This window comes from Micromonospora sp. BRA006-A, from assembly GCF_033433935.1.
Taxonomy (GTDB): Bacteria; Actinomycetota; Actinomycetes; order Mycobacteriales; family Micromonosporaceae; genus Micromonospora; species Micromonospora aurantiaca.
Map to the genome: position 1 here is coordinate 4229029 of NZ_JANCLW010000001.1, position 25826 is coordinate 4254854.

The following is a 25826-nucleotide window of genomic DNA, read 5'->3' on the forward strand; positions in this document are numbered from 1 at the left end:
AGGCCATGCCCGACTTCCACATCCCCAACGACCCGCAGTGGCAGTGGGCGTACGACCTGATCCTCGTCGCCGTCGGCGAGGAGTACCCGAAGGCCGACCCCGCCGCCCTGCGGGCCATGGGCGACGAGCTGTACGCGCTCAGCAGCACCATCCTCAACGGGATGGGCGCCACCGCCAACCTCGGCTACGGGCTGGCCGGAAGCCTGTCCGGCCCGGCGATGGACGCGTTCCAGCAGTACCAGGTCGGGATCACCAAGAACGTGCCGGCCGGCGGCAACATCGCGCTGGCGCTGGGCGGCTCGGCCTACAACTTCGCGCTGGACTCGGAGAACACCCAGTACAACATCGTCATCGCGGCGTTCACCCAGGTCGTGGAGATCGCCATCGCGTTGGCCTCCGGCTTCGGCGCGGCAGCGGTGCCCGCCCTTATCAAGATCGGTCAGGAGATCGTCGGGGCGCTGATCAGCCTGTTCCGTCAGCGGCTGCGGAACATGCTGATGCGGCTGGCCTGGGAGGCGTTCCAGGAGGGCCTGGAGGAACTCTGGCAGAGCGCCGCCGCCCAGGTCACGCAGATCATCGAGGGCAACCGCAAGTCCCTCGACTACAAGGATCTGGCGATGGCGTTCGCCGGTGGCGCCTTCATCGGTGCGGGCGTCAGCGGCGTGCAGATGATCGGCGGCAAGTTCTTCCCGAAGATCAACAACAGCGTCCTGTCACGGGAGGGCCTGTCGGCGCTCGCCGAGACGCTGTTCGAGGGCCTGTTCACCATGATGGTCGGCGGCGGCGGCTTCAACCCGTGGGCCACCATGAGCTCGTCGATGATCGGCGGGATGGCCCACCACTACGCCACGGTGGTCGGCCAGAGCTACGGCCCGGGCGCCGGTGCCGGTGCGCCACCGCCGACGATCGAGACGAAGAACCTCACGACCACCGCCCCCACGCCGCCGCCCACCTCCGTGGACGGACCACCCGTCCCGCCACCCGTCGGCTCGTCCGCCGGCCCGGGAAGTCAGGGCGGCGGCCCGGGTCCGCAGCCCTCGGGCGGCCCGGCCGCCGGAGGCGGTGCCGGGGATCAGGGCCCGGCGCATCAGGGCTCCGGTGACCAGGGTCCGGGCAACCCGGGCACCGGCCAAGGCAGCGCCGGAAACACCGCACCAGGCAGCCAGCCTCCCGGGGGCGAGACGGCGGGCGGTCAGACCCCGGGTGCTCAAACCTCGGGCGGTCAGACCGCAGGCGGCCAAACTGCGGGTGGGCAGACCTCGGGCGGTCAGACTCCGGGCGGTCAGACTCCCGGCGGTCAAACCCCGGATGGTCAGGCCGCCGGTGGTCAGGTCCGCGACGGGTCACAAGCGGGCGTACCGAACGGCAGCGCGGGCCCCACCGGCGCAGACGGTCAGACCCCGAGCGGGCCCGCCACGGCCGGTCCGGGCGTCGGCGCCGACCCGCGTGGGGTCGGCGGGGTCGCCACGGAGCCGGGCCCGGCCGCAGGCGGCGAGGCCACGACCCCGCGCGCCGACACCACGGCTACGCCGGGCGGCAACCCGGCGAGCGCCGGCACCGGTACGCCAGCGACCGGCATCCCGGCAGCGGGCGCCGGCGTCGCCGCGACCTACGGTGGCGGACTTCCCGGTTTCGACACTCCGACATCGAGCGGTGAGACGGCAGATGCCGACGCCACGGCACCCGCGACCTCGCCCGCCACCACTGCCGGCCCGGCGGCCGTCCCGTCCGGCCCCGCACCGTCCACCGCCACGCCGAGCGCAGGCACACCGAGCGCAGCCACACCGACAACCACCACGCCGGGCACCGCACCGAGCACCGGCACGTCGACCACGAGCACACCGACCACCGGTACGCCGACGTCGGGTTCGACCACCGGCGGTCAGGCGTCCGCTCCCCCACGCGACGTCGCCGGGGCCGCACCACCGCCACCACTGGCGCCCGTCGACGGCGTCGCGGTCGACGGTCCGGCCGTGGTCGCCTCCCCGGCCACCGATCCGGTTGCCGGCACGCCCTCCACAACGGAGCAGGCGGTCGCGGTACCGGGCCCGGCTACCGACACCACAGCGGGCGACGTGCGCTCGGACGCCTCGGTGGACACCGCCGGCCGCGACACGGTGGCGGACCACGCCACGGACACGAGCGCCGTCGGCACCGCACCGACGCCGGACGGACCGACGGCAGCGCGGGACGACATCGCCGAGCCCTCGCCGGACGGTTCGCGAAGCGTGCAGGCGCCGCCGCTCGCCGTCGCGGACCCTTCCGCGCCCACCCGGTCCGAGCCGAGCCCGCAGTTCCGGCAGGCCAAGGCGGGCGCGGAACCGAAGCGGCTGCGCACCGAGCGGTACGTGCCCTGGACGGACACCGTCGTCCCCGGCACGCACCTGCTGCGCGGCGAGATCACGACCATCGACTTCACCACCCGGGAGTTCAGCGCCGACGGCAGGGACTACCGGTCGTTCGACGTACACCTGGATCTGGTCTCGAAGAACGACCAGATGTCCCCCCGGGAGTTGCGGGACTTCGCGGCGGCGGTGCAGCGCACCGTCGACGACATGGTCAACGGCCGGTACACGCTGCCCGACGGCCGGCTGCTGCACATCGACCTGGTCGTCGACACGCCGCCGTGGCGCGACGGCATGACCCGCGACTGGCAGGCGGATCCACGCCGCAACCCGCCGGTCGAGGTGACCTCGGAGACCGGGGTGAGCACCGACCAGCACCTGTGGAACACCGGGGACCGTCTGTCGGTGATGGTGCACGAGGTGATGCACTACCTCGGGGCCAAGGAGGGTCACCAGGCCCCCGAGCACCTGTTCACCACAGTCGACCGTCCCGGGGTGATGGGCCTCGAGGTCGGCACGCTGCCGACGTCGTCGCAGCAGGCGGCCACCTCGACCGGGCCGACGGACTATCTCACCGCGCAGGATCTGGCGACGATCCACGACGCCGCGCTGACCGCCGGCCCGGTACGCGACCTGCCGGCGCCGCAGACGGCGCACGACCAGACGCCGGACCCGCGTCCGAACCCGCAGATCCCGTCCCGTGCCCCGGCCCCGCCACCACCGCCACCACCGCCCGGAATGACGGGCATGCCGCCACCGCCACCACCGCCGGGCATGCCGCCACCGCCGTCGGCCGGTCCCACGGCCCAGGCCGTCGACCTGACCCCGACGGACCTCTCACCCGCCACGCTGCGGCACCGCGACCCGAGGCCCTCGCCCACCCCCGTCGGCCAGAGGCTGAACGAGAAGTACGGCGTCGTGCACATCGTGGACCAGGGGTCGCCCGGTCTGGGCCACCAGGCCGCGACGGTCGCGATGCTCGACGGGCTGGCCGCCACCGGCTACCGGGGCACGGTCGTGTTGACCTATCCCGGCAACAAGACGCCCTACTACGCCGAGCAGCTCGGCCGGCAGGAGGAGTTCGGGACACCGGCGGGCTCGTACGACCTGTTCCACCGGGAGTGGACCGGCCACCGCGGCGGGATGGACGTCGTCATGCGACCGCAGCGGCCGCCCGGCACGAATGAGCAAGCGTGGAAGACGAGGGACTGGCCCGGCGCGCCGACGACCAGGGCGTGGGAGGTGGGCCGGCAGGAGGAGATCCGCGAGAAGACGATCCGCGCGCAGGGCAACACCCAGAGCCTGCGCATGGACGAGCTCGCCACCAGCCCGCTCCCCGAGGGCGACGTGCTGACCGTGCTGCCGGCCGTCGACGTACCGAAGAACGACGACGGCTCGGAGTGGACCGCGGAGCAGAAGCAGGAGTGGTTCCAGCAGGCGTGGGCCGGTCCGCTGCGCGACGCCGCCGGCGGCCGGGACCACGACGTCGTCACGCTCCAGCCGTTCCTGTGGGACCAGTTCCCCCGGCAGGTCCGCAGCACCACCGGGACGGTCAAGGCGGAACTCGACGAGACCTCGACCGGGGTACCGGCCTACCGCCGCCCGCCGCCCGCCGATCCGCCGCCCGCCCGGGACGTCATCACCGCCACCGGCATTCCCGGGGCCGACGACCTCGCGACAGTGGTCGACGACGACGCCACCGACGTGGTGCTCGTCTACTACGGCGACACGCCCGACACGCCTCCGCACCAGAAGGTCGTCGACCGGCTGGCCGCCGCAGCCCGGCCCGGCCGGACGACCGTCGTCCTGGTCCTCGGCAACGACAAGCGAGACCTCGCCACGAGCAATGCCGGCGTCCACGTCGCCGCGCTGCCCCACGTCACACCTGAACAGATGGCCGGGCTCCGGAACCGCGCCACGCTCGTGGTCACCGAGGGCGCGAACACCTGGCAGGAGGCGCTCACGGCGGGCAAGCCCACGCTCTCGGTGACCGGGACGGCGGGTGACACCCGGCCGTGGGATCACGAGCCCGCGTCGGTCCGGAACGACTCCGCCCGGGGCGGCCACGACCTGCTCGTGAACGCGTCGGAGTACCTGCGCAACGGCGGCGATCCCGCCACGGTGCGGGACTTCGTCCAGGACGACGACGGCGGTGTCCGCACGTACTTCGACGGGTGGCGGGACGCGCTCGGCCAGACCGGCTCCGACCAGGTCGACCAGGCCCTCGCCACGGTCACCGGCCTGCCGCTGGACCCGGACGCCCGCCCGCGCACCGACGCCGCGCCGGCCGCTCCCCCGGCCGACGACACCCTGCGCGTCCCGGGAGTCCTGCCGGACCGGTTCCCCACGCCCAAGACCCGCGACGAGATCGCCCAGGCGCGCGCCGAGCAGCACGACACCGCGCCACGGCGGATCGCGAACACCAGCGCGTACGACGTCATCGACCGTGGGCTCCATCCCGACACCCGCGTGCCCGACGTGGTCGCGCGCTCGTACGAGCAGGCCGGCCTGACCGTTCCGGCGGGCGACCGGCCCCGCCTGCGCCTCGACGCGGTGGACAACCGCATCGCGTACGACCATCGGGTGCTGGACCTCGGCGACCGCAACGTGCAGGACTTCACGGTCAAGGTCTTCCTGGACGCCCGGGACGACACGGCGGCGGATGCCCGGCCGGACGTGGAGACCCGGGTACGCGACGCGGTCGACGCGATCTACAACCGGGGCTTCCGGATCGGTGCCGATCAGCTCAACGTCACAGTGGAGTTCGTGACCCGGCCGAGCGAGGCGCACGCCGTCGTGGCGCTGCACGGCACCCCGGCACCGACCACCCAGACCACCTGGTCGACGCACTCCTCCGACCTCGACCTCGCGCACGAGATCGGGCACTTCCTCGGGCTGCGCGACGAGTACTCGGTGGCGGACCGCGCCCTGGACGGCACCTTCGTCAAGGGCGACGACTCGCTGATGGCGACCACCACGCGGCAGCCCGGCAACGATCCACGGCTGCTGGCGCGCAACGTCCACCGGATCGCCGGTCAGCAACGCGACGTGCTCTCGCCCGACCGTGGCGGGCTGCCGCCCCGGGCGGCGCCGGTCCGCTTCCAGCCGGTACGGGTGCCCGGCGGCCGCAACGCGCGGTTCGACGAGCTGACCCGGCACACCCGCCACATCGGTCCGGGCAACTACCGGCAGGAGACGGCCGACCTCAAGGACGGCGGCGCGCCCATCGGGTTCGTCGTCAACTCGATGCTGCCCGCCGACGACGTCGACCAGATCCCCGAGGTGGTCCGCGCGATCACCGAGGGACTCGCCCCGGGCACCACAGTCGCGTTCGTCTTCGGCGTCAACACCACCGCCGAGGTGCCCGACCTCGCCTTCCGGGACGCGGTCGCCCGGGCCGCCCGGCTCGCCGAGAGCCTCGACGTGCCGGTGGCGGTCAACGGCTACGCGGTCGGGACGAAGAACGACAAGTTCCCGTACGGCCGCACCCGCAACCAGGTTCTCCGTGACCCCGACACGGTGGCGGCGATCCAGGGCCTCGCGCAGGGCGGCCCGGACGGCGAGGCCCGGCGCTACCCGTACGTGTCGATCCAGGACTTCGACAGGGGTGCCCGGACGACGGCCGACGGCACCCACGTGTTCGACCGCATCGACCGCCGGACCCGTTTCGACCCGGAGTCGGCCGGACCGCAGGACGAGCCACCGGCCCGCCCGTTGATGATCTCCGGGGGCTACCGTGTCGGCGACACCGAGGAGCTGATCCGGCGTACCCGGGAGCGGCTGGAACGACGCGCACGCGACCACCAGGCGAGGATCGCCGCTCTCCCCGCGGGCAGCGAACGCACGACCGAGCAGCAGAAGCTGGCCGCCGTGCGCAACGGCCTCGCCAAGCTCGACACGCAATCCGGTCGGGACGCCTTCGTCCGGGACTTCACCACCGCCGTGGACGAGGACATGCGGTCCCGGGACCGGCAGGCCACCGTCCACCCGATGCTGCCGTACTCGCCGGAGCCGAACCTGTTCGTCGACGGCCTGCTCACCCTGGGGCGGCCCGAGGTCCGGTTCGGTGAGGCGGGCGCGGAGTTCCTCCTGCTGGCCGAGAGCCTGCACCAGGCGTACGGCGAGGAGCTGGCCGTCGCCCACGGCGCGGCGACGCCGGCCGGCCTGCCGGCGGACGTCCTCACCGTCGACGTCCAGGTCGACTCGCAGAACAACAGGCATCCCGACCGCGACCTGGCCTTCATGACGGACTTCGTGGGCGCCGCCACGCCCACCGACCTGTCCCGGCTCGCGGCCGACTTCGCCGTCGGCAACTTCCTGCCGCAGTCGCACGCCGTGCCGACGAACGTCAACCGGCAGCTGTTCTACACCGAGGGCACCGGCTTCAAGGAGTACCGGGCCGAACTGCGCAAGCCCGCAGTCGCCGCCCCGAAGCCGTTCGCCGCGCCCACCGACCTGGTGCCCGGCCCGTCGTGGACGTGGCAGGAGACGCTCACGCCGCAGCAACTGCGGCAGCTCGGCGCCCAACCACACAACAGGTACGTCACCGCCGTCTCGCTGCCGGCGCCGGGCACCACCACGGCGCCGGACGTCCCGCCCGCGGTCGACCCCGACCTGGACCCGGCGCGGCCGGCCCGGACCGTCGGCCTGCCGGACAGCCAGCGCCTCGTCGCCGCGCACCTCGTCGCGACGTCGAACGACGCCGGAACCATCCAGCAGGAGTTCGCCGCCGCCACCGCCATCGCCGACCGTGGCGGGCTCGGCCGGCAACCGGGCTCCCTCTACGACGCGATCGCCGGCGGCCTGCCCGGGAGCGACGCGGACGCCCTGCGGACGAGCACCCTGCACGCCGGCCGGGACACGATGAGTCTCGACGTCGCCGCGGAGATGCGGCAGCGCAACCCGTACGACAACGGCCACTTCGTCCGGGCCGTACTCGCCCCCGACCCCGGGGAGCAACGCCGCCGGACGCCGATCGACGACGCCGAACGGCAGCGCATCGCCCACGCGCACGACGTGGTCGAGTTCGCCGCCGCCCGCGGCACCCAGGTCCACCTCGTCGTGTACGACGACCCGGCCGGGACGCCGCGCGACTACCCGGTGACCGGCGCCCGGCCGCGGGGCCGGCTGGCACTGGTCCGCACGATCGACCCGGCGGGCCACGTCACCTACGCGCCCCACGTGCCGGCGTCGACGACCTCGACGAGCGACACCGACGACGACTCCGACGGCGGCAGCGACTCCGGCGGCTTCGACCTGTTCGGCGACGACGACGGCGACGACGGCCCCGGCACGCCCGACGATCCGGCGAGCCCGCCGACCGACAGCCCGGCCACCTCGTCGGCCACCGAGACCACCACGGCACTGCCGTCGCCCGACGCGGTACGCCGGGGCCTGCCGTCGTACCTGCGGGACAGCCGCACCCTCGGCCTCGCCGAACAGCTGCGCGCCACCGAGAACGCGGCGCTCGGCGCGGCGCTGCGGACCCTCGACCCCGGCCTGTCCGACGACGTGGTCGCCACCGTGGAGGCGGACAGCCGCGACGACGTGGACCAGTTCCTCGGCGAGGGCCGCCCGTACCCGGTGACGATCGGCGGGCGCCCGGCGGAGCTGCGGGTAACCGCCGTCCTCGACTGGGACGCGCTCACAGTGGACCGGGCCCACGACGACCCGCGCAAGGTCACCGCGAAGAATCGGGAGAACCTCACCCACAAGCTGCGCCACAACCGGGACCGGCGGGTCGAGCCGAAGGTGACAGTCACCGCGATGCCCGGTGTCGTCGTCGGCGTCGGCGGCTCGCTGCCGGCCGCGCCGGTCACCGAGCACTCCGCCGACCACAAGGACACCTACACGTCCACCACCACGGTCAAGGTCACCGGGCTGACCGAGGTGACGGTGCCGATCCGGTTCGTCGCCAGGCTCGTGCGGCCCGGCCGTCCCGCCGTCGACCCGGTCGAGACGTCGGGCACCGTCGCTCTCGCCGTACACACGGGGTTGCGGACGGCGGACGCGACAGCGCCGGCCGCCGCGGACCGTGCGCTCGGCGCACCGCTGCCGGACCGGTTCGGGGTGGAGAGCGTCCGGAGCCGGCCGGCCGATCCGGGCGCCACGTTCTTCGACCAGGTGGAGGCGATCCTCGCCGAGGACGGCATGGCCGACCTCGTGCGGATCGGCGCGCCCGGCCGCCCGGTGATGCAGAAGCTGCTCAGCGACGCGGCGTTCTCCGGCAGCCTGCCGGCGATGGTGGTCACCGACCCGGCGAACGTCCACGACGGCTGGGTGCGGTCGGGTTCGCTGCCGCGCGCCGCGCGCAGCGGCTGGCGGCGGTTCCTCCCGGGCCGCGCCCGGCAGGTCGAGGTCCGCCTCGTCGCCCGGCGCGTCGAGGAGGTGGAGCGGGTCGACGGGCTCACGCACGTCGGCACGTCCGCGCTCGCCGCCGAGAGCACGAGTGCCGCCGCCACCAAGCGGCCGTTCGGTCTGTGGGGTCTCGCCGGCGCGGGTGTGGACACCGCGCCGCTGAGCCTGATCGTCGGGCCACGGATCGGCGGCGGCCGGGAGCGTGGCGCCACCCGGACGGTCGCCGAGCGGACCGGCGGCAGACAGACGGTGACCGGCACCGCGCCGGGCGTCCGCTACCGGGTCGAGTACGGCGTCCAGGTGCGCGTCCTGGGCCGCGCGCCGCGGATGCTGTCCGGTTCCGTCGACGCGCTCCAGTGGACCACCGGCGACCGGCTGCCCGGCACCGCCCTCGACCCCGACGGACGGGAGTGGCGCGGACGGCACGGCACCGCCCGGACCCACTTCGCACCGGCGCGCATCGAGCGGGGCGAGTCGTTCGGCGGCGCGTACCTGACCCGGGTCGGCGACCGGGGCCTGTACGAGACGGTCGCCGAGGCGGTGCGGTCGGTGCCCGGCCACGACCGGTTCCGCCTGGCCACCCGCGACGAGATGCTGCGGCACTTCGGCGACGCGCAACTCGCCGACGGGCTGACCCCCGAGCTCCAGGCGGCACTGAGCCGGGCCACGGACCTGCGCACGCAGCTCTCCCCCGACCAGTTGCGCCACCTGGCGGACCGGATCGTCGGCCCAGGGCTGAAGATCCCGCTGATCCGCACCGGCACGTTCCACGACCACGTCACGGTGGTGACCGTCCAGGGCAGCCTCCGCGACGTGTCCGACGGCGACCTGCTCGGCCACGACAAGGTCGGCACCGCCGACAAGCGGACCGCCAGGTCCACGGTGACCAGCGCCCGCGACGACAGCCGGTCGGCCGAGCTGAGCCTGGAGCCCCGTGTCCTGGGCCCGCTCGGCCAGGCCGCGTCGACGCTGCTCGGCGGGCCGCGCGCCGCTTTCACCTGGGGCACCACCGACGAGAGCGCCGTCACCGGCGGGCAGTCCACCGAGAGCGACCACGGACCGGCGCTCGACGACGACGGCAAACCGGCTGAGGTACGGCTGCGCGAGTTCGCCGCCACCCTCGACCTCACCGTGAGCACCCGGTCCACCGTCCAGGTCAACCAGGCGGGACGGCAGCTGTCGTTCGGGGCGTACGGCCGGGGTGTGCCCGCCGTCGTCGCCGCGTCCGAGACGCGGCCCCGGACGGACCGCCTCGACGTGCGCATGCTCGTGCCGGAGGCGCGCGTCTCCCGGCAGCGCCCGGACGCCGAGCCCAGCCCGGTCCCCCGCGACGTGGAGACCATGGCGTACCCGCCGCCGCTGAGCCGGATGACCGGCGGGCCGCACGACCTCGACGGACGCCGGGTGGAGTCGTTCGTCGGCGCCGACCGGTTGCAGGAGGCGGTGGTCGAGACGCTGCGCGAGGCCGCCCGGGACGACATCTACGCGGCCGAGGACGGCCTGATCTCCACGGTGATCGCCGACGAGCTGTCACCGGAGCGCCTCACCGGTGACGCCGAGCTGTTCAGCCGCCCGCTGGCGCTGAGCAACCTGTGGCACGGCCGGCGGGCCGCCGACGCCCGCGCCGACGTGCGGGTACGGCTGCGCCCGACCAACCCGGCGGTGCTCGACGGCGCCGAGTTCGCCCGCGTCAAGCGGACCTTCGCCAGCGGCACCGCCCGCAAGACCACTCACGCACGCGCGGTCGAGCTGAGCGTCTCCGCCACCGGCGTCGCATCGGTCAGCGGGCCGGTCGCCGACCACGGCGGCAGCACCGGCCGGCCCGGCGGCGCGGTCATCCTGTCCGTCACGCCCTGGCGGCGGGCGTGGGGCCGGATCAGCGAGCGCAGCGCCTCCGGGGTCTCCAAGCTGCGCCTCGGCGGTGGCCGGGCCGAACGTGAGCTGCTGGTACGGGTGGACGTCGAGGCCGAGGTGGTCGCCGAGGCCCGCCACGACAGCAACCTGCGTCCGCTGGGCCGCTGGCCCGGCACACCGGCCCGGCGGGCCGGCCGGCGGCTCACCCTGCCCGGCGCGGTCGTCATGCGGATGACCCCGGCGGAGCTGAAGCGACTCCAGGACCGCGACCGCGTCCGCCGGCACGGCACCGCCGACGTGCGGCTGCACCTGCGGCACGCCGAGAACGCCGAGACGCTCCGCGCCGGCCAGCGCGAACAGGTCGCCCGGCTCAGGCGCGAACAGGCCACGGAACTGGCGAACCTGCTGCGGCGGCAGCACGCCCACCCGGACGCCGGCCCCGCCCAGCGGCAGGAACGCGAGGAGCTGGCCGCGAAGCACGAAGCGGACACGGCCGCGCTGCTGGCGAAGCAGGATCAGGAGCGCGCCGAGCAGGCCGAGCACCAGCAGCGGGAACGCGACCTCGTACGCGAGGCGCAGCAGCGGCGGAACGAGGACGCGGACGGCCCCGGCACACCGGCCCACGCGGCACAACCGGAGTTCCGGCCCGGACCGGCACGGTCCCTCGGCATCGGCGGCGTCACCACCCACCTCGACCTCACCGACCGCATCCCGCACCTGCGGCGTGCCCTGGCCCGCGAGTCGAGCGAGGAACTCGCCCAGGCGATCCTGCCGCCCACCCGGGACCGCGGCCCGGACGACCCGATCCGAGGGCTCGGCAGCACCGGTTTCCTCGGCGCCGCCCACCTGCACCTGGCCGACGCCCTCAACGGCGGCCGGAGCGAGACGGTACGGCTGGAGCGGCGGTTCCGGGGCGCCACGTACCACGTCACGCTCACCGCCGAGCCCACGGGAGAGCCGGGCTTCACCGGCATCGACCTGGTCGACGAGCTGTCCGTCACCGACCGCGCTGTGGTCGGCGAGGCGCAGACCCGCACCACCTCGCAGACGGCGGCGCAGGTCACGCTGACCGGGCGGGCGCAGGGCACCGAGACCGACCGGGTCCAGGGCGACGCCACCCGCACCACCGGGCACGGCCCGGCCTCCGGCACCGTCGCCGCCGGCCTCACCGGCACCGCCGCCCTCGGCAACCGGGCCACCAAGGCGATCGAGCGCACCGCCCGCACGTACGAGCAGTCGCTGACCGTCTCCGGCCCGGTGGCCACGTACCGCGGGCCGGTCCGACTCACCGTCACCGTCACCGGCAGAGGGCTGCCCGAGGGCGGCGTGTCGGTCCACGCGGTCCACGACGTCACCACGTACTCGGCGACCGAGGGCCGGGAACTGGCCACATCCGGCCCGGTCACACCGGTTCCCGCCGGGCAGACCACCGACGAGGGCCGGCGGCGATGGCGTGAGGAGGCCGGGTTCGACCGGCTGCCCGAGCCGGGCCGGTTCGCCGTCGAGGACGTCCTCGTCGACCTGTCCGACCTGCACGACGCGGCCCGGCAGGCGCTCGTCGCCTCCGGCGCCGCACCCGGCCGGGACGTCGACGCGGCCCTGCGCGACACCCTGACGGTGAGCCGGGTCAAGGCGCTGCCGGCGATGCTGAACGGCGCGTACCCGCTGCCGATGCCGGCCGGGCTGGGCCGCGACCTGTTCCTCGACGCCCGCCTGGTGGCCCGCCCGAAGCTCCTGCGCGCGGACGCCACGGTGAAGATCGGCGGCTCGGCGAAACGCGCCGCGGACACCGAGTACGAGCAGACCGCCGGCCGCTCGTTCGCGCTGAAGACGGCCGGGCCGCTCGTCGTCGGCGGCGTCGGCCACCCGGGCGGCGCGAGCACTGTGGGCGAGCGGCAGGAGTTCGCCGCCGTCAACGCGGCCACGCTGGTCGAGCAGCAGCTCTACCGGACCGACCCGGGCGCCCAGGTGAAGGACGAGGGCAAGGTATCGGCCGGCACCACCGGCAAGCCGGCCCGGCGCACCGACCCGGACGACAAGCTCACCGCGGCGGTCGAGTACGACGTCGAGTTCCGTTTCGTCGCGCGGTCCCGCGACGCGGCCGGCAGGCACCGGGCCGGCACGGAGGTCCGGGTGCCCGGCGGCTTCGTGGTCCGGCTGGACGAGGCGGCGGCCCGGGACGTCACCGGCCGGGACCTTCCCCCGGGGCTGCGCACGTCGGCGCTCGCCGTCGCCGGCGCGGCGAAGAAGCTGTCCGCCGCGGCGGCCCGCCTGGACGGGCTGACGTCCCGGACCGACGCGGACCCGGACGCCGTCGCCGCCGCCGAGCGGGCCCTGACGGACGCCGAGAACACCTGGTGGGACGCCTACCGTGCGCACGAGGCCGAGGTGGCCCCGCCACCACCGGCACCCGCCCCGCCGGTGGACGTGCCCGCCGCCGAGGTGGCGACGCCCACCGCACAGGCGCCCGTGGTCGGCGACCCGGTCGACGTCACCACCGGCCGGGTCCTCTACACCGAGGTCGACGCCCGGCTGCCGGGCCTCACCCTGGAACGGACCCACCGCTCCGACTACCGGTGGGGCCGCTGCTTCGGCCCCACCTGGGCCTCCACGCTGGACCAGCGCGTCGTCACCGACGACACGTACGCGCGGTTCCTGGCCGCCGACGGCTCGATCCACACGTACCCCATGCCGGCCGAGGGCGACGAGGCGCTGCCGGTCGCCGGACCGGGCGGGCCGCTGCGCCGGCTGGCCGGCGGCGGCTGGCTGCTCACCGAGCCGGGCCGCTCGCTGCTGTTCGCGCCCGCCGACGCGCACGGCGACTCCTGGCTCACCGACGTGGTCACTGACCGCACCGGGTGGCGGATCGAACGCTCCGCCGACGGCACGCCCGACCTGCTGGTCTCCGCGTCCGGCCTCGTCGTGGTGCCGCACCTGGCCGGCGGCCTGGTGATCGGCGCGCACGTCCGCGCCGACGACGGCACCGTCCACCTTCCCTCCTTCGGCTACGACGAGCGGCGACACCTGGTCGAGGTGCGTAACTCCTCCGGACACGGGACGCGGCTGCGCTACGACGACGCGGGCCGGCTCGTGCGCTGGCAGGACCGCAACGGCGAGTGGTTCGGCTACGACTACGACGAGGCGGGCCGCTGCGTCCGGGCCGGCGGCGGCGGTGACGTCCTGCGCTACTCCCTGCGCTACGACGACGGCGTCACGCACGTGACGAACTCGCTGGGCCGGGTGACCCGGTACGAGTTCGACGAGCGCCACCTGGTCACCGCGATCGTCGACCCGCTGGGCGCCACGGTCCGGCAGGAGTGGGACGCGGCGCACCGGCTGCTGTCGCGCACCGACCCGCTCGGTCGCGTCACCCGGTTCGACCACGACGCGCGCACGCTCACGCTCCCGGACGGCTCGACCCACCCGGTCCCGCCGCGCCCGCCCGCACACGCGGACGACATCGAGTTCGACGCGCTCGGACGGGTCCGGGCGACCCGGGCGCCGGACGGCGCGGTCACGACGTACGGCTGGACCGCCGAGGGGGATCTCGCGTGGCGGGTCCGCCCGGACGGCTCCACGCAACGGTGGTTCTACGACGGTGAAGGGAATCTGGTGGACGTCATCGACGCATCAGGAAGGGCGGTGAGCTTCGAGTACGGCCCCTTCGATCTGCCCACGGCACGGGTGGATCAGGCGGGGAACCGCACCGAGTTCACGTACGACACGGAACTACGGCTCGTCGGGGTGACGAATCCGGCGGGCCGGACGTGGCGCTACGAGTACGACGCGGCCGGCCGCCTGTGCGGGCAGACCGACTTCGACGGCCGTACCCAGCGCTACGAGCACGACGAGGCGGGCCGGCTGATCGCGCACACCGACGCCGCCGGCACCGTCACCCGCTACCGCTGGGACGCGCGGGGCCGGGTCGTCGAACGCCGGGCGGGCGACGCCGTCACCCGCGTCGAGTACGACGCCGACGGCCACGTGGCAGCCGTACTCAGCCCGGACGCGCAGGTGCGGTTCACCCGTGACGCCGAGGGCCGGGTGCTGTCCGAGACGATCAACGGCCGGACGGTGCGCACCTCGTACACCGCCTCCGGCGCGGTCGAGGCGCGCACCACGCCGTCGGGCCGGTCGAGCCGGTGGGCGTTCGACGCCGCCGGCCGCCCGGAGAGCCTGACCGCCGGGGAGCACCTGCTCGGCTTCACCCACGACGACGCCGGCCGGGAGATCGGCCGGACCGTCGGCGGCCTGGTCGCGCTGCGGCAGACCTTCGACGCGGCCGGGCGGCTCATCGGGCAGCACATCGCCGACGCCGCCGAGCGCCGCTACACCTACGACGCCGCCGACCGGGTCACCGCGATCGCCGACTCACTCGCCGGTGACCAGTCCTTCGCCGCCGACGACACCGGCCGCATCCGGGCCGTCGACGGCGACGTCCCGCAGCGGTACGACTACGACGAGGCCGGCAGCCTGGTCGGCGCCGGTGGCGGGCGCTGGGAGTTCACCGGCACCATGCTCGTGCGCTCCGACGACGCGACGTTCTCCTACGACGCGAAGGGCCGCCTCACCGGCCGGGTCGACGACGCGGGCGCGTGGCGCTTCGAGTGGGACGCCGAGGACCGGATGGTCCTGGCCGTCACGCCCGGCGGTGACCGCTGGCGTTACCGCTACGACGGCTTCGGCCGGCGCATCGCCAAGCAGCGCCTCGGCGACGGCGACCGGGTGCTGGAGGAGGTGTCCTTCGCCTGGTCCGGTGACCTGATGCTGGAGCAGACGCACCGCGACGCCGCCGGCGCCACCACCACGACCACGTGGGACTACCGCCCGGACGCGCCGGTGCCGGTGGCGCAGACCGACGACGGCACGCTCCGGGCGGTGATCACCGACAGCATCGGCACCCCGACCCACCTGGTCGAGCCGGGCGGCGGGCTGCGCTGGTGGTCGCGGGGTGACCTGTGGGGGCGTGGCGCGGACCGCACGGCGACGCCGCTGGCCTTCCCCGGCCAGTACGTCGACGCCGAGACCGGCCTGCACTACAACCGGTTCCGCTACTACGACCCGGCCACCGGCCGGTACGTCAGCCCGGATCCGCTGGGCCTGTCCGGCGGGCCGAACCCGACCGCGTACGTGAGCGACCCGCTGACCGTGGCCGACCCGCTGGGCCTGACCAGTTGCACGCCGGCTCCGACCACGCCGCACCCGCTGGCCGCGGTGGAGCCGGCGCTCGCCGCGCCGTCCGACCAGACGCCCAGCAGCCTGCCTGCGAACGCGGCACCGCCGCCGCCGAGCGCGCTCTACGGCATGCCGACCTGGGTACGGGAGGCCAGGCGCAACCCCGACGGCACCGTCACCTACGAGTACGTGGAGCGCGACACCCCGTCGCCGCCGCCGCTGAGCACACCGGTCGGGCAGGTCACCGCGCAGGCCCAGGCCTGGTTCGACACTGTCGGTTTCGCCTCGCAGGCGACGCTGGCCGACACGTCCTCGACGGCGTACCAGAGCTACCAGAGCATCCGTTCCGACCTGTACGCGAGCACCGGGCACCGCCCGCGTACCGGGCCGCGCAGCAACCGGGACGGTCACTTCAACGAGCCGATGGTCGGCAACCGCCCGTACAACAACGCGGACGGGACCGGCCTCGGCGACCGGATCGGCGCGGAGGCAGACGGCGGTCGCCGGACGGCCGGCCAGATCGCGAACTACCTCCGCGGGTTCACGGCGCTGGACTCCATCACCAGCGCCGCCGGCCGGGAGTTCGCCACCGTGGTCACCTTCGCGGAGCAGGCCCGTGGCTACGCCCAGGAGCGTCACGAGGCGGCGAACGCGCTCCAGGAGATCCACTCACTGGCGAGGAGCGAACGCGCACGGCACTACTGGGGGAACGTCGGTCACTGGTACGGCCCCGCCCGTCGTGGCTATGCCAGCGAGGAGGACTACGTTCCGCCGTCGCAGCGGCCCCGGCCCGATGAGCTGATCACCGGTACACGCAGGCCGCAGCGGACCACGACGCACGCGTTCGCGGTCGACGGCGAGCCGAGCGGCAGCCGCGACCGCAGCGACCGGTCGCGCAGCCCGCGGGACCGGAGCCGTCCCAGTGGCAGCAGCCACCGGCGGGGCCGTCGCCAGGAGTACGGCTTCCAGGGGCAGCAGACCGGCCCGGTCAGCATCGGCACCGCCTCCGCCGCGACGCAGGCGGACACCACGACGCCGCTGGCCGAGCAGCTGGCAGCGGCGCAGGGCGACCCGCAGGCACAGAACCGGATCCTCGACACCTTCCGGGACGCGCTGTCCCGGGACGTCCCGTTGAGCAACGGGTCGACGTTGCAGATCATGGCGGCGAACTCGCACGGGGGCACGGCCAACACGGCAGCCGACCTGGACACGCTCAACGACGTGGACCGGCGGCACCTGCGGCAGATCCACCAGTCCCGCGACGCCGGCAACCAGAACGACTGCATCACGCTCACGATGGCGGTCGACAGCTACAAGCAGTCCGGGCTGATCACCCAGATCCCGTCGCAGACGCAGCCGAGGGAGCTGAGCGACCTCCAGAAGCAGTACCCGGGGCGCACCACCGAGGAGGTCGGCACCCTTCAGGGGCTGGTGGACGCGCTCGGCGCCATGCCGAACGGCACCAACGGCATCGTCGGCTTCCGCACGGGCGGTCCCGGCACCGTCGGCCATGTGGTGAACGTGTCGAAGGACGCGCGGGGCCGGGTGACGTTCGAGGACTCGCAGGTGCCCGGTCTGGCGACGCTGCCGCAGATCGGACCGGACGGTTCCGTCGTCCTGATTCGGACCAGCGACCCGGTGCCCGGCCCGTCCAGCGACGTCGACATGGCCTCGGTCCGCGACAGCGACTCCGACGTGGACATGGCCTCCGTCCGCGACGCCGACTCCGACGTCGACATGGCCTCCGTCCGCGACGGTGACAGCGACGTCGACATGGCGGACTTCTCGCCGACCACGGAGACGTTCGCCGGTGTGGCGCCGGAGGCGGTGGCGAAGACCACCGCGGAGACGCCGACCGTGGGTGACCCGATCGATGTCACCACCGGCCGGATGATCCTCACCCACACCGACGCGGTCGTGCCGGGGCTCACGCTGGAGCGGACGTACCGCTCCGACTACCGGTGGGGCCGGTCGTTCGGCCGGGCCTGGGCCTCCACGCTGGACCAGCGGATCATCGTCGACGGCGAGCAGGTCCGGTACCTGGCCGCCGACGGTTCGCTGCTCACGTATCCGCTTCCCGCCGAGGGCGAGGTGGCGCAGCCGGAGACCGGCCGGACGCTGCCGTTGCGCCGGCTGGTGGGCGGCGGGTGGCTGCTGTCCGATCCGACGTCCGGCCGCAGCCTGCTGTTCGCCGCGGCGTCGGACACCGAGTCGCTGCTCACCGACGTCACCGACGGCGGCGTCAGCTGGACGATCCAGCGCGACCGCCGGGGTACGCCGACGCAGCTGCTGTCGTCCACCGGCGCCACCATCGCGTTCACCTCGTCCGCCGGGCTGGTCACGATGGTCTCCCTGCCGAACGCGGCCGGTGACCTGATGGCGGCGTCGCAGTTCGGCTACGACGCCGACCTCAACCTGATCGAGGTGACGAACTCCTCGGGCGACCCCGAGCGCTTCACGTACGCCGACGGGCGGCTGGTGCGCTGGGAGGACCGCAACGGCGAGTGGTACACGTACACCTACGACGAGGCCGGCCGGTGCGTGGCCACCGACGGCAAGGGCGGCTACCTGCGCTACCGGTTCGACTACCGGCCGGGCCGCACGGTGGTGACCGACTCGCTCGGCGCGGTGCGCGTCTACGACCTCAACGACCGCTTCCAGGTGGTCGCGGAGACCGACGCGCTCGGCGCTACCACGCGCAACGTCTGGGACGAGGCGTACCGCCTGCGGTCCACGACCGACCCGCTGGGCCGCAGCACCACCAGCGAGTACGACGCGCTCGGGCGGCTGGTCGCGGTCGTCCGGCCGGACGGCAGCCGGTCCGTCACCACGTACGACGAACTCGGTCGCGCGGTGTCCTGGACCGACTTCGACGGCAGCACCCGCAACCGCCAGTTCGGCCCGGACGGCCTGCTGATCGCCGAGGTGGACGCCTCCGGTGAGGTGGTCCGGTACGAGCAGCCGGCCGCCGACGGGCGGGGCACGACCACCCACGTCGGCCCGACCGCCGTCGTGCACAACACGGCCCGGCAGATCACCGCGGTGAGCACCGGTCAGGGCGAGACGGAGTACACCTACGACGCGCTCGGCCGCCTGTTCAGCATCCAGGACGACACCGGTCTCACCGAGTTCGGCTGGACGCTGGAGGGTGACCTGGCCTGGCGGGAGAACCCGGACGGCTCGGTCGAGGAGTTCCGCTACGACGGCGAGGGCAACCTGGTCGAGTGGGTCGACGCCACCGGCCGCCGGACGATCCGTGAGTACGGCGCGTTCGACCTGGTGACGGCCGAGATCGACGACGAGGGCAACCGCACCGAGTACGCGTACGACACCGAGCTGCGGCTGGTCCGTGTCACCGATCCGGCGGGCGCGACGTGGACCTACACGTACGACCCGAACGGCCGGATGGTGTCCGAGACCGACTTCGACGGCCGCACCCAGCGGTACGTCTACGACGCCGCCGGGCAGCTCGTCGAGCACACCGACGCGGCCGGCGAGGTCACGCACTACACGTACGACCTGCTCGGCCGGGTGGTGGAACGGCGCACCGGCGAGTCGGTGACGCGCTTCCCGTACGACGCGGCGGTGTCCACCTCGTCCGGCGGTTCCCTGCCGGAACCGCGCCCCGCTCCGGTCCCCCGGCGGTGAGCCGCCGCCCGCCCCGGCCGTCACGGCGGCCGGGGCGGGCATCCGTCCGACCACCATCGACAGAGAAGGACAACCCGATGAACGCCGACGACGCCCGCAACCGGGCGCAGGCCGCGCTGCGCGGGCTGGAGAACCCGGGGCAGCCGCTGACGCTGCTCGCCCCGGACACCCCGGCCGAGTACGAGTGGTGCTGGGTCTACCCGTTCAACACGGTCCGGGCCATCGAGACCGGCAGCATCATGGACGCGCTCGCGGTGGGCCCGCTGGTCGTGCCGAAGAACGGCGCCGAGCCGTGGGTGGCGCCGTCCGGCCCGCCGCTGGAGCGCTGGCTCAACGAGTACGCCGCACGGGAGGGGCTGCCGGCGGTGCCGGTCCCGGCCGCACCGGACCCGTTCGCCTGAGCCCGGACGGGCGGCCCGCCGTGAACCCTCGCGGCGGGCCGCCGCCACCTGGAGGAACCATGACCGACAGCGCCGAGCCGCTCGACGTGCTGCTGCGCCGGATGATGCGCGGTGACGCCACGATCGAGCAGGTGCAGTCCGCGCTGCGCGGCGCCCGGCTCGACCTCGCCATGAACGTCGACGGCCGTCCGCTCGTCGTCCGCTCCTTCGACGACGAGCCGTGCGTGACGGTGGCGACCACGGCCGAGGGGCGCGCGCGTACCTTCGCCCCCGAGTGGCGCCGGGTCGAGGCGGTCGAGCTGGCCGAACTGCTGCCGGACGGCATCGACGTCCTGGTCGACCCGGACGGCCCCGAGCCGGTACGGCTGGCCGCCGCGCTCGTCTGGCACACGCTCCGGTACGCGGACGAGGACACGGGCGGATGAGCGACGACGAGTTCGTGTTCCTGCTCGACCCGGAGTGGCCGGCGGGTGACGACGCGCCGCCGTTCGAGGCGGTCCTCGGGGTGTGGCAGGTCGGCGACGACGGCGAGGTGGGCGAGTTCCGGCGCAACCCGGACTACCGCCGGCACTTCCCGGACTCCCCCGGCGACCCGCTCGACGCCCTGCTGCGCCTGGTCGCGGCCGGTACGGCGCAGCCGGCGCACCTGCGGGCGGTGCTGCACGCGTCCACCCTGCACCTGGCGGTGAACGGCGACGGGCGGCCGCTCGTCGTCCACGCCCCCGACGACGAGAGGTGCGTGGTGGTGGCGACCGGCGAACCCCACCGGGAACCGGTGCCGGCGCCCGGGTGGCGGCTGCTGGACCTGGCGGATCTGGCCGCCCTTGCCGGTGACCGTGTCGTGCTCGTCAACCCCGGCGGCCCGGCGCCCGCCCGGCTGGCCGCCGCGTTCCTGCGCGAGACGGCGGCGATGCGGTGAGCACGGGCCTGCTGCACCTGCTCTGCCTGCGCGCCGCGGGCCGGATCCCGGACGACGACCTCGCCGGCCTGCGTACCCTGCTCGCCCGCGGCGACCACGGCCCCGGCGCGGCCGGGCTGCTCGGCGCGTTCCCGCAGTCCGCGGCGGAGATCACGGCGCTCGCCGCGCTGCTGCCCCCGCATACGCCGCTGCCCGGACCGGCGGCGGACGAGGACGTGGACACCGATCCGGTGGCCCTGTTCGTCCCGTTCCCGCCGGCCGACCTGCCGCTGTACGCGACGGACGGGCCACCGGTGGTGGACGAGACCGCCGGCGGCACCGTGGACGACCTCGACCGGGCGCTGCTCGACGTGCTGGACCCGGCGCGCACCGCCGGGGTGTGGCGCTGCTGGCGGATCACTCGGGAGCCGAACGGCACCGTCGACGCCGTGCGGGTCTACCTGGTCGAGGCCACGGTGCCCGACGACGAGCTGCCCGCCGTCGCCGACCGGGGGCAGCGGGCGCTCGCCGACGCCGGGCACGCCGCACCGGTCGAGGTGTACCGGCCCGACCTGCCGCTGCCCGCGTACCAGTGGACGGCCCGGTCCCGGTCCGCGCTGATCTGGGCCCCGCAGCCGCCCGGCGAGGTACGCCTGGCCGCCGGCTGGGACGCCCGGCTGCCGGTCGACGACGACGAGGTCGCCGCGTTCGTCACCCACCTGCGGTCGGCGCCCGCCCTGACCGCGCACCTGCGCACCGACGGCGCCTGGGTCTGGCCGGCCGACGTGGCCGACCGGCTGCTCGACGAGGGCCCGCTGGCCGACGAGGGTCTGCTGTGGCACCTGCGGCGGTGCCGGGCCGACCCACCGGAACCGGCCGGCGCGGTCGCCGTCCACCGGGCACTCGCCGCCCTGGTACGCGCGGGCGCGCTCTGACCGGATGCACGAACGGCCCGGGTCGCGGTGTTTCTCGGGCACGAGCCCTCGCGCGGCCCGGCGCTCCCGGCTGCCGCCGTGGTCGAATGCGCCCGCCGACGAGGACGCGAGGAGGCCGGGAATGACGGAGCAGGACGAGCTGCACACCGCGCTGCTGCACCTCGGTGGCCGGGTGCCGGACGCCATGCTCGCCGAGGCGCGGCTCCGGCTCGCCGACACCGGCACGGTGTCCCTCCCCGAGCCGCCCGGACCTGTCGACCTGCCGTTCACGTTCGCGTCCGCCGTACCGAATCCGCGTGTCTTCGGTGGGCGGGTGCCGCCGCTGGCCGATCTCACCGGCCGCGACGGCCTGATGGACGACACCGACCGGGTCGCGGTCGCGGCGGCCCGGCAGCAGCCCGGCGCGGTGGCGCTGTGGCGTGGATGGCGGATCGCGCCGGAGTGGGCCGCCGCGGTGATCCCGCCCGCGCCGGTCTACGTGCTGGAGACCGCCGGGCCGCAGGCCGCGACGGCGGCGACAGTGATGCGGGCGCTGGCCGCGGCCGGGATCTCGGCGCCGCTGGTCGAGGTGTACCGCCCCGGCGACAAGCTCCCGCCGTACGCGTCCGCGGCCCGCCGGTCCGGCGCGCTGCTCTGGGCCGGCCGGGACACCGGACCGCTGCGGATCGCCCGCGTCTTCGACGAGGTGGACGACGACGGCGCGCGCTTCGCGCCGGACCGGGAGCGGCTGTCCGGCACCGACCTCGAACGGGCGGCGGCGTACCTGGACGCGGGCACGCCGGTGCTCGCCACCACCGCGCGCGGGCACGACGTGGTGGAGCCCGCACGCGGCCGGGTCGTGCCGATGACCTACCGCACCGACGGGCGCTGGCTCTGGCCCGAGTCCGTCGCCTACTACCTCCAGGCGTACGGGCTGGCGCCCGAGCCGGACCTGCTGGCCCACATCCGGTCGCGCGGCGACCTGCTGCCGGCCACCGACCCCGCCGACGAGCACCGCGCGCTGGCGCTGCTGTTCCAGTCGTACGCCCTCGTCCCGGCGGAGGTGGACGCGTGACGATCTTCGTGGCGATCGCGTCGTACCGGGACCGGGAACTGGTGCCGACGGTGCTGGACTGCCTGGCCAAGGCGGCGCAACCGGAGGACGTCCGCATCACGGTGTGCTGGCAGCACCTCGGCGACGAGGACATCTCCGCCATCCGGGACCTGCCGCAGGTGGACGTGCGGGAGTACGACGCCCGGGACAGCCGCGGCGCCTGCTGGGCCCGGGACAAGACGTTCCAGCGGTACCGCGGCGAGGACTGGCTGTTGCAGGTGGACAGCCACACCCGGTTCGCGCCGGACTGGGACGTACGGATGATCCGGATGGCGCGCGAGACCGGAGCGGCGAAGCCGGTCCTGACCGCGTACCCGCCGAGCTACGAGCCCGATCAGGAGTTCACCGGCGCGGGCGCGCCCACCGAGATCGTCGTCAACGACTGGACGAACGTCGGCGTACCGGTCTTCGGCCAGCGTCTGATCGAGGGTGCCGCGCCCGGCGTACCGCCCAAGCCGGCGCTGTTCCTGGCCGCCGGGTTCCTCTTCGCACCCGGGTCGTTCGTCACCGAGGTTCCATACGACCCGGGCATCTACTTCCACGGCGAGGAGATCACCCTGGCCCTGCGCGCCTTCACGTGGGGCTACGACCTGTTCCACCCCACCGAGGTGCTGATCTGGCACTACTACATCCGGCAGGACAGGCCGCGGCACTGGAGCGACCACGTCGAGTCCGACTGGGCCCGCTACGAGGAGCTGAGCCGCCGCCGGGTGCTCTACATGCTGCACACCCCGCCGGTGGACCGACTCGGCATCGGGCCGGTACGCACCCTGGAGCAGTTCGTGGCGCACACCGGCTGCAACTTCACCCGGCGCACGTGGACCGACATGCTGGCCCAGGAACTGGTGGTGCTCTGAGCGGCCGGTCTGGTCAGGTGCCCCGCGCCGGTTCCCCGGCGCCGCTCGACCAGCGGGTCTCGGCGATGGCGGTGGCGAGCCGCGCCAGCTCCGGATGCTGCCGCGCGTACGACGTCACGTGCTCGGCCAGGTCGTACTGGGACTGCCACCGGACCTTCCCGGCCCGCACCAGCGCCCGGTCCAGCGCGAGCGGATCGCCGCGCAGGTGACGCCGGACGTCCACCAGGACACCGGTGAGCGACTGTTCCTGCTCGTCGGTGCCGGGCAGCGCCGTCACCATCGCGGGCAGCGCGGCGACCGTCTCGTCGTCCATGCCCGGCACCAGGCCGATGAGCGCCTTCTCGCGCGCCTCCGGCCGGGTCTCCGCCAGGTACGCCATCCCCGCCTCGTCGGCGGCCAGGTGCCGCAGCGCGGGGTCGCGGCTCAGCTCCGCCACCGCCGCCGTCACGGCCGGCCCGGTGTCGCCCGGATCGGTGTCCTCGGAGGTCGTGCCAGCAGGTACGGCGCCGGCGGTCGACCCGGTGTCGCCGGGCCCGGTGTCCTCGGCAGCGGCGACGGCCGGCCGGGCGGATGCCGGGGCGGCGTAGGCCCGGCCGGGGCCGGCCTGCTCGGCGAGCGCCGCCCCGGAAGATCCGGCACCGTCGCCCGCTCCCGCCCGGCGGCGGGCGCGCAGGCCCAGCAGGACGGCGGCGAGCGCCGCCAGCCCGGCGAGCGCCGGCAACGCGGCCCGACGGCCGATACCGGCCGTGGAGCCCGATGTCTGCTCGGCCGCCTGCGCCCGGGGCGTCTCCTCGGGCAGCACGGCGGTGACGGAGGCGGTCAGGTCGATCTCCGGCGCGACGCCGCCGATGGTCTTCGCCGTCCTCAGCACCCGGTTGCGGACCTGCGCCGGGTCGAGGTCCGGGTACGCCGACCGGATCAGCGCCACCTGCCCCGCCACGTACGCGACGGCGTGGTGCGTGCCGGTGCCGGTCACCGGCCGGGTGCCGGTGATGCCGAGGCTTGTCACGTCGACGCCCGGCGCCACCACGTCCACGCCGCCGGACCGGTAGCTGTCTGCCGTACCCCCGTCCGGCCCGATCCCGCCCACGCGTAGCACCGCGTCGCGCAGCGGTACGTCCGGATCCGCCGGGTCCTGCTCGCCGGCGGCGCCCACCACGACCACCACTCCCGCGTCGACCGCCTCGTTGACGGCGGTCACCACCTCGGCCTGCCCGAGGTCCACCTGCGGCCCGAGCGCGATGACGGAGGCGCCGGAGCCGACCGCCGCCCGGACGCCCGCCGCGCTGGCCGCGGCCGAGGCGCCGGCAGTCCTGCCCGCCACCCGGACCGGCATGACCGCCGCGTCGGGCGCGACGCCGGCCACCGCCGACCCCTTCACCGGCTGCGCCACGATCAGCCCGGCCATCGCCGTACCGGTGCCCAGACAGTCGGTGTCACCGCGGGCGCCACCGGTCGCCCGGTCGACGCCCGTCGTCACCCGGCCGGCGAGCGCGGCCAGACCGCCGGCGACGCCGGAGTCGACGACTGCCACGAGCTGGTCCCGGCCCCGGCTGTGCGCCCACGCCTGGTCGGCGGCCACGCGCGGACCGGCCCACGACGAGGTGGCGCGCGACGTCGCGACGGTGCGGCACCCCTTCGGCGGGCGGGCAGCCGCGTCACCGTCGGCGGTGCGCTGCCCGTCGTCCGGCGTGGACCTACCCGGCGCCGGTCTCGCAACCGGCGGCACGCCCTGGCGGACCTCGCTGCCGTACGCGTCCCACGGCAGCACGAGCACCCAGCCGGCCCGGAGCCGGGCGCCGTCGGTGAGGGTGCCGCCGTCCGGCTGGATCCGCCCGCTGTTGAGCGCGAACAGTTCGGCCGCTCGTGCGCCGTCCCCCAGGAACCGCTCCGCGATCTCGGTGAGGTTCTCCGGCTCGCCCCGGTGGGTCGCCACGACCGTGTAGTACTTGACGGGGTCACCGTCGGGGCGGGCCGCCGACGCCGGGAGCGGCGTCAGCGCGAGCACCGCCGACGCGACGACGGCGGCGAGCGCGGCCCCGATGACAGCCGGTGCGGTACGCGTCATCGGCGGCCACCCCGGGTGCCGGTCCCGGACGTCGCGTGGTGCCGCGGACGCCGGGCGTCCGAACCATCCGTCATCGATCCACTCTTGAACCCGGTCGAGAAGACTGTCCATACCAGACGGGCAGGCTAGCATCGCGGATCCCCGATGCACGAAGCGCCGCCGGACGATCCGGACACGGCCGCGGCGGCACGCCCG

General features: G+C 74.7%; 8 protein-coding genes. 7 read left to right on the forward strand and 1 reads right to left on the reverse strand.

The window, feature by feature from the left end; all coding sequences use genetic code 11:
- Nucleotides 1-5: 5 nt before the first annotated feature.
- From NMK34_RS19160 to NMK34_RS19190, 7 genes are all read left to right on the forward strand, one after another.
- Nucleotides 6-19379, forward strand: a complete 19374-nt coding sequence (locus NMK34_RS19160) for a DUF6531 domain-containing protein (RefSeq protein WP_318334599.1) — start codon at nucleotides 6-8, stop codon at nucleotides 19377-19379.
- Nucleotides 19380-19456: 77 nt separating this feature from the next.
- Nucleotides 19457-19780 (forward strand): YrhB family protein, encoded by a 324-nt coding sequence (locus NMK34_RS19165; protein WP_318334600.1) that lies wholly within the window; start codon nucleotides 19457-19459, stop codon nucleotides 19778-19780.
- 20 nt (nucleotides 19781-19800) lie between these two features.
- On the forward strand, nucleotides 19801-20205 hold the full coding sequence (locus tag NMK34_RS19170; RefSeq protein ID WP_318334601.1) for a type VII secretion system-associated protein: 405 nt from the start codon (nucleotides 19801-19803) through the stop codon (nucleotides 20203-20205).
- Nucleotides 20202-20699, forward strand: coding sequence for a type VII secretion system-associated protein (locus NMK34_RS19175; RefSeq protein WP_318334602.1), 498 nt, complete (start codon nucleotides 20202-20204; stop codon nucleotides 20697-20699). Before NMK34_RS19170 ends, NMK34_RS19175 begins: the two co-directional genes overlap by 4 nt.
- On the forward strand, nucleotides 20696-21613 hold the full coding sequence (locus tag NMK34_RS19180) for a hypothetical protein (RefSeq protein ID WP_318334603.1): 918 nt from the start codon (nucleotides 20696-20698) through the stop codon (nucleotides 21611-21613). The genes NMK34_RS19175 and NMK34_RS19180 overlap by 4 nt, the downstream gene beginning before the upstream one ends.
- Nucleotides 21614-21734: 121 nt before the next feature.
- Nucleotides 21735-22667, forward strand: coding sequence for a hypothetical protein (locus tag NMK34_RS19185; RefSeq protein ID WP_318334604.1), 933 nt, complete (start codon nucleotides 21735-21737; stop codon nucleotides 22665-22667).
- Nucleotides 22664-23563: a GlcNAc-transferase family protein gene (locus tag NMK34_RS19190; RefSeq protein ID WP_318334605.1), complete on the forward strand. Its 900-nt coding sequence runs from the start codon at nucleotides 22664-22666 to the stop codon at nucleotides 23561-23563. Before NMK34_RS19185 ends, NMK34_RS19190 begins: the two co-directional genes overlap by 4 nt.
- A gap of 13 nt (nucleotides 23564-23576) precedes the next feature.
- Here the strand turns inward: NMK34_RS19190 and NMK34_RS19195 are convergent, their stop codons facing one another.
- The gene (locus NMK34_RS19195) at nucleotides 23577-25631 is read right to left on the reverse strand and encodes a S8 family serine peptidase (protein ID WP_318334606.1); all 2055 of its coding nucleotides are present in this window, start codon (nucleotides 25629-25631) and stop codon (nucleotides 23577-23579) included.
- Nucleotides 25632-25826: the final 195 nt, after the last annotated feature.

What these genes read in the sequence shown, in the direction of transcription:
- NMK34_RS19160 (WP_318334599.1), top strand. Translation starts at nt 6, where the DNA reads ATGCCCGACTTCCACATCCCCAACGACCCGCAGTGGCAGTGGGCGTAC.
- NMK34_RS19165 (WP_318334600.1), top strand. Translation starts at nt 19,457, where the DNA reads ATGAACGCCGACGACGCCCGCAACCGGGCGCAGGCCGCGCTGCGCGGG.
- NMK34_RS19175 (WP_318334602.1), top strand. Translation starts at nt 20,202, where the DNA reads ATGAGCGACGACGAGTTCGTGTTCCTGCTCGACCCGGAGTGGCCGGCG.
- NMK34_RS19185 (WP_318334604.1), top strand. Translation starts at nt 21,735, where the DNA reads ATGACGGAGCAGGACGAGCTGCACACCGCGCTGCTGCACCTCGGTGGC.
- NMK34_RS19195 (WP_318334606.1), bottom strand. Translation starts at nt 25,631, where the DNA reads ATGACGCGTACCGCACCGGCTGTCATCGGGGCCGCGCTCGCCGCCGTC.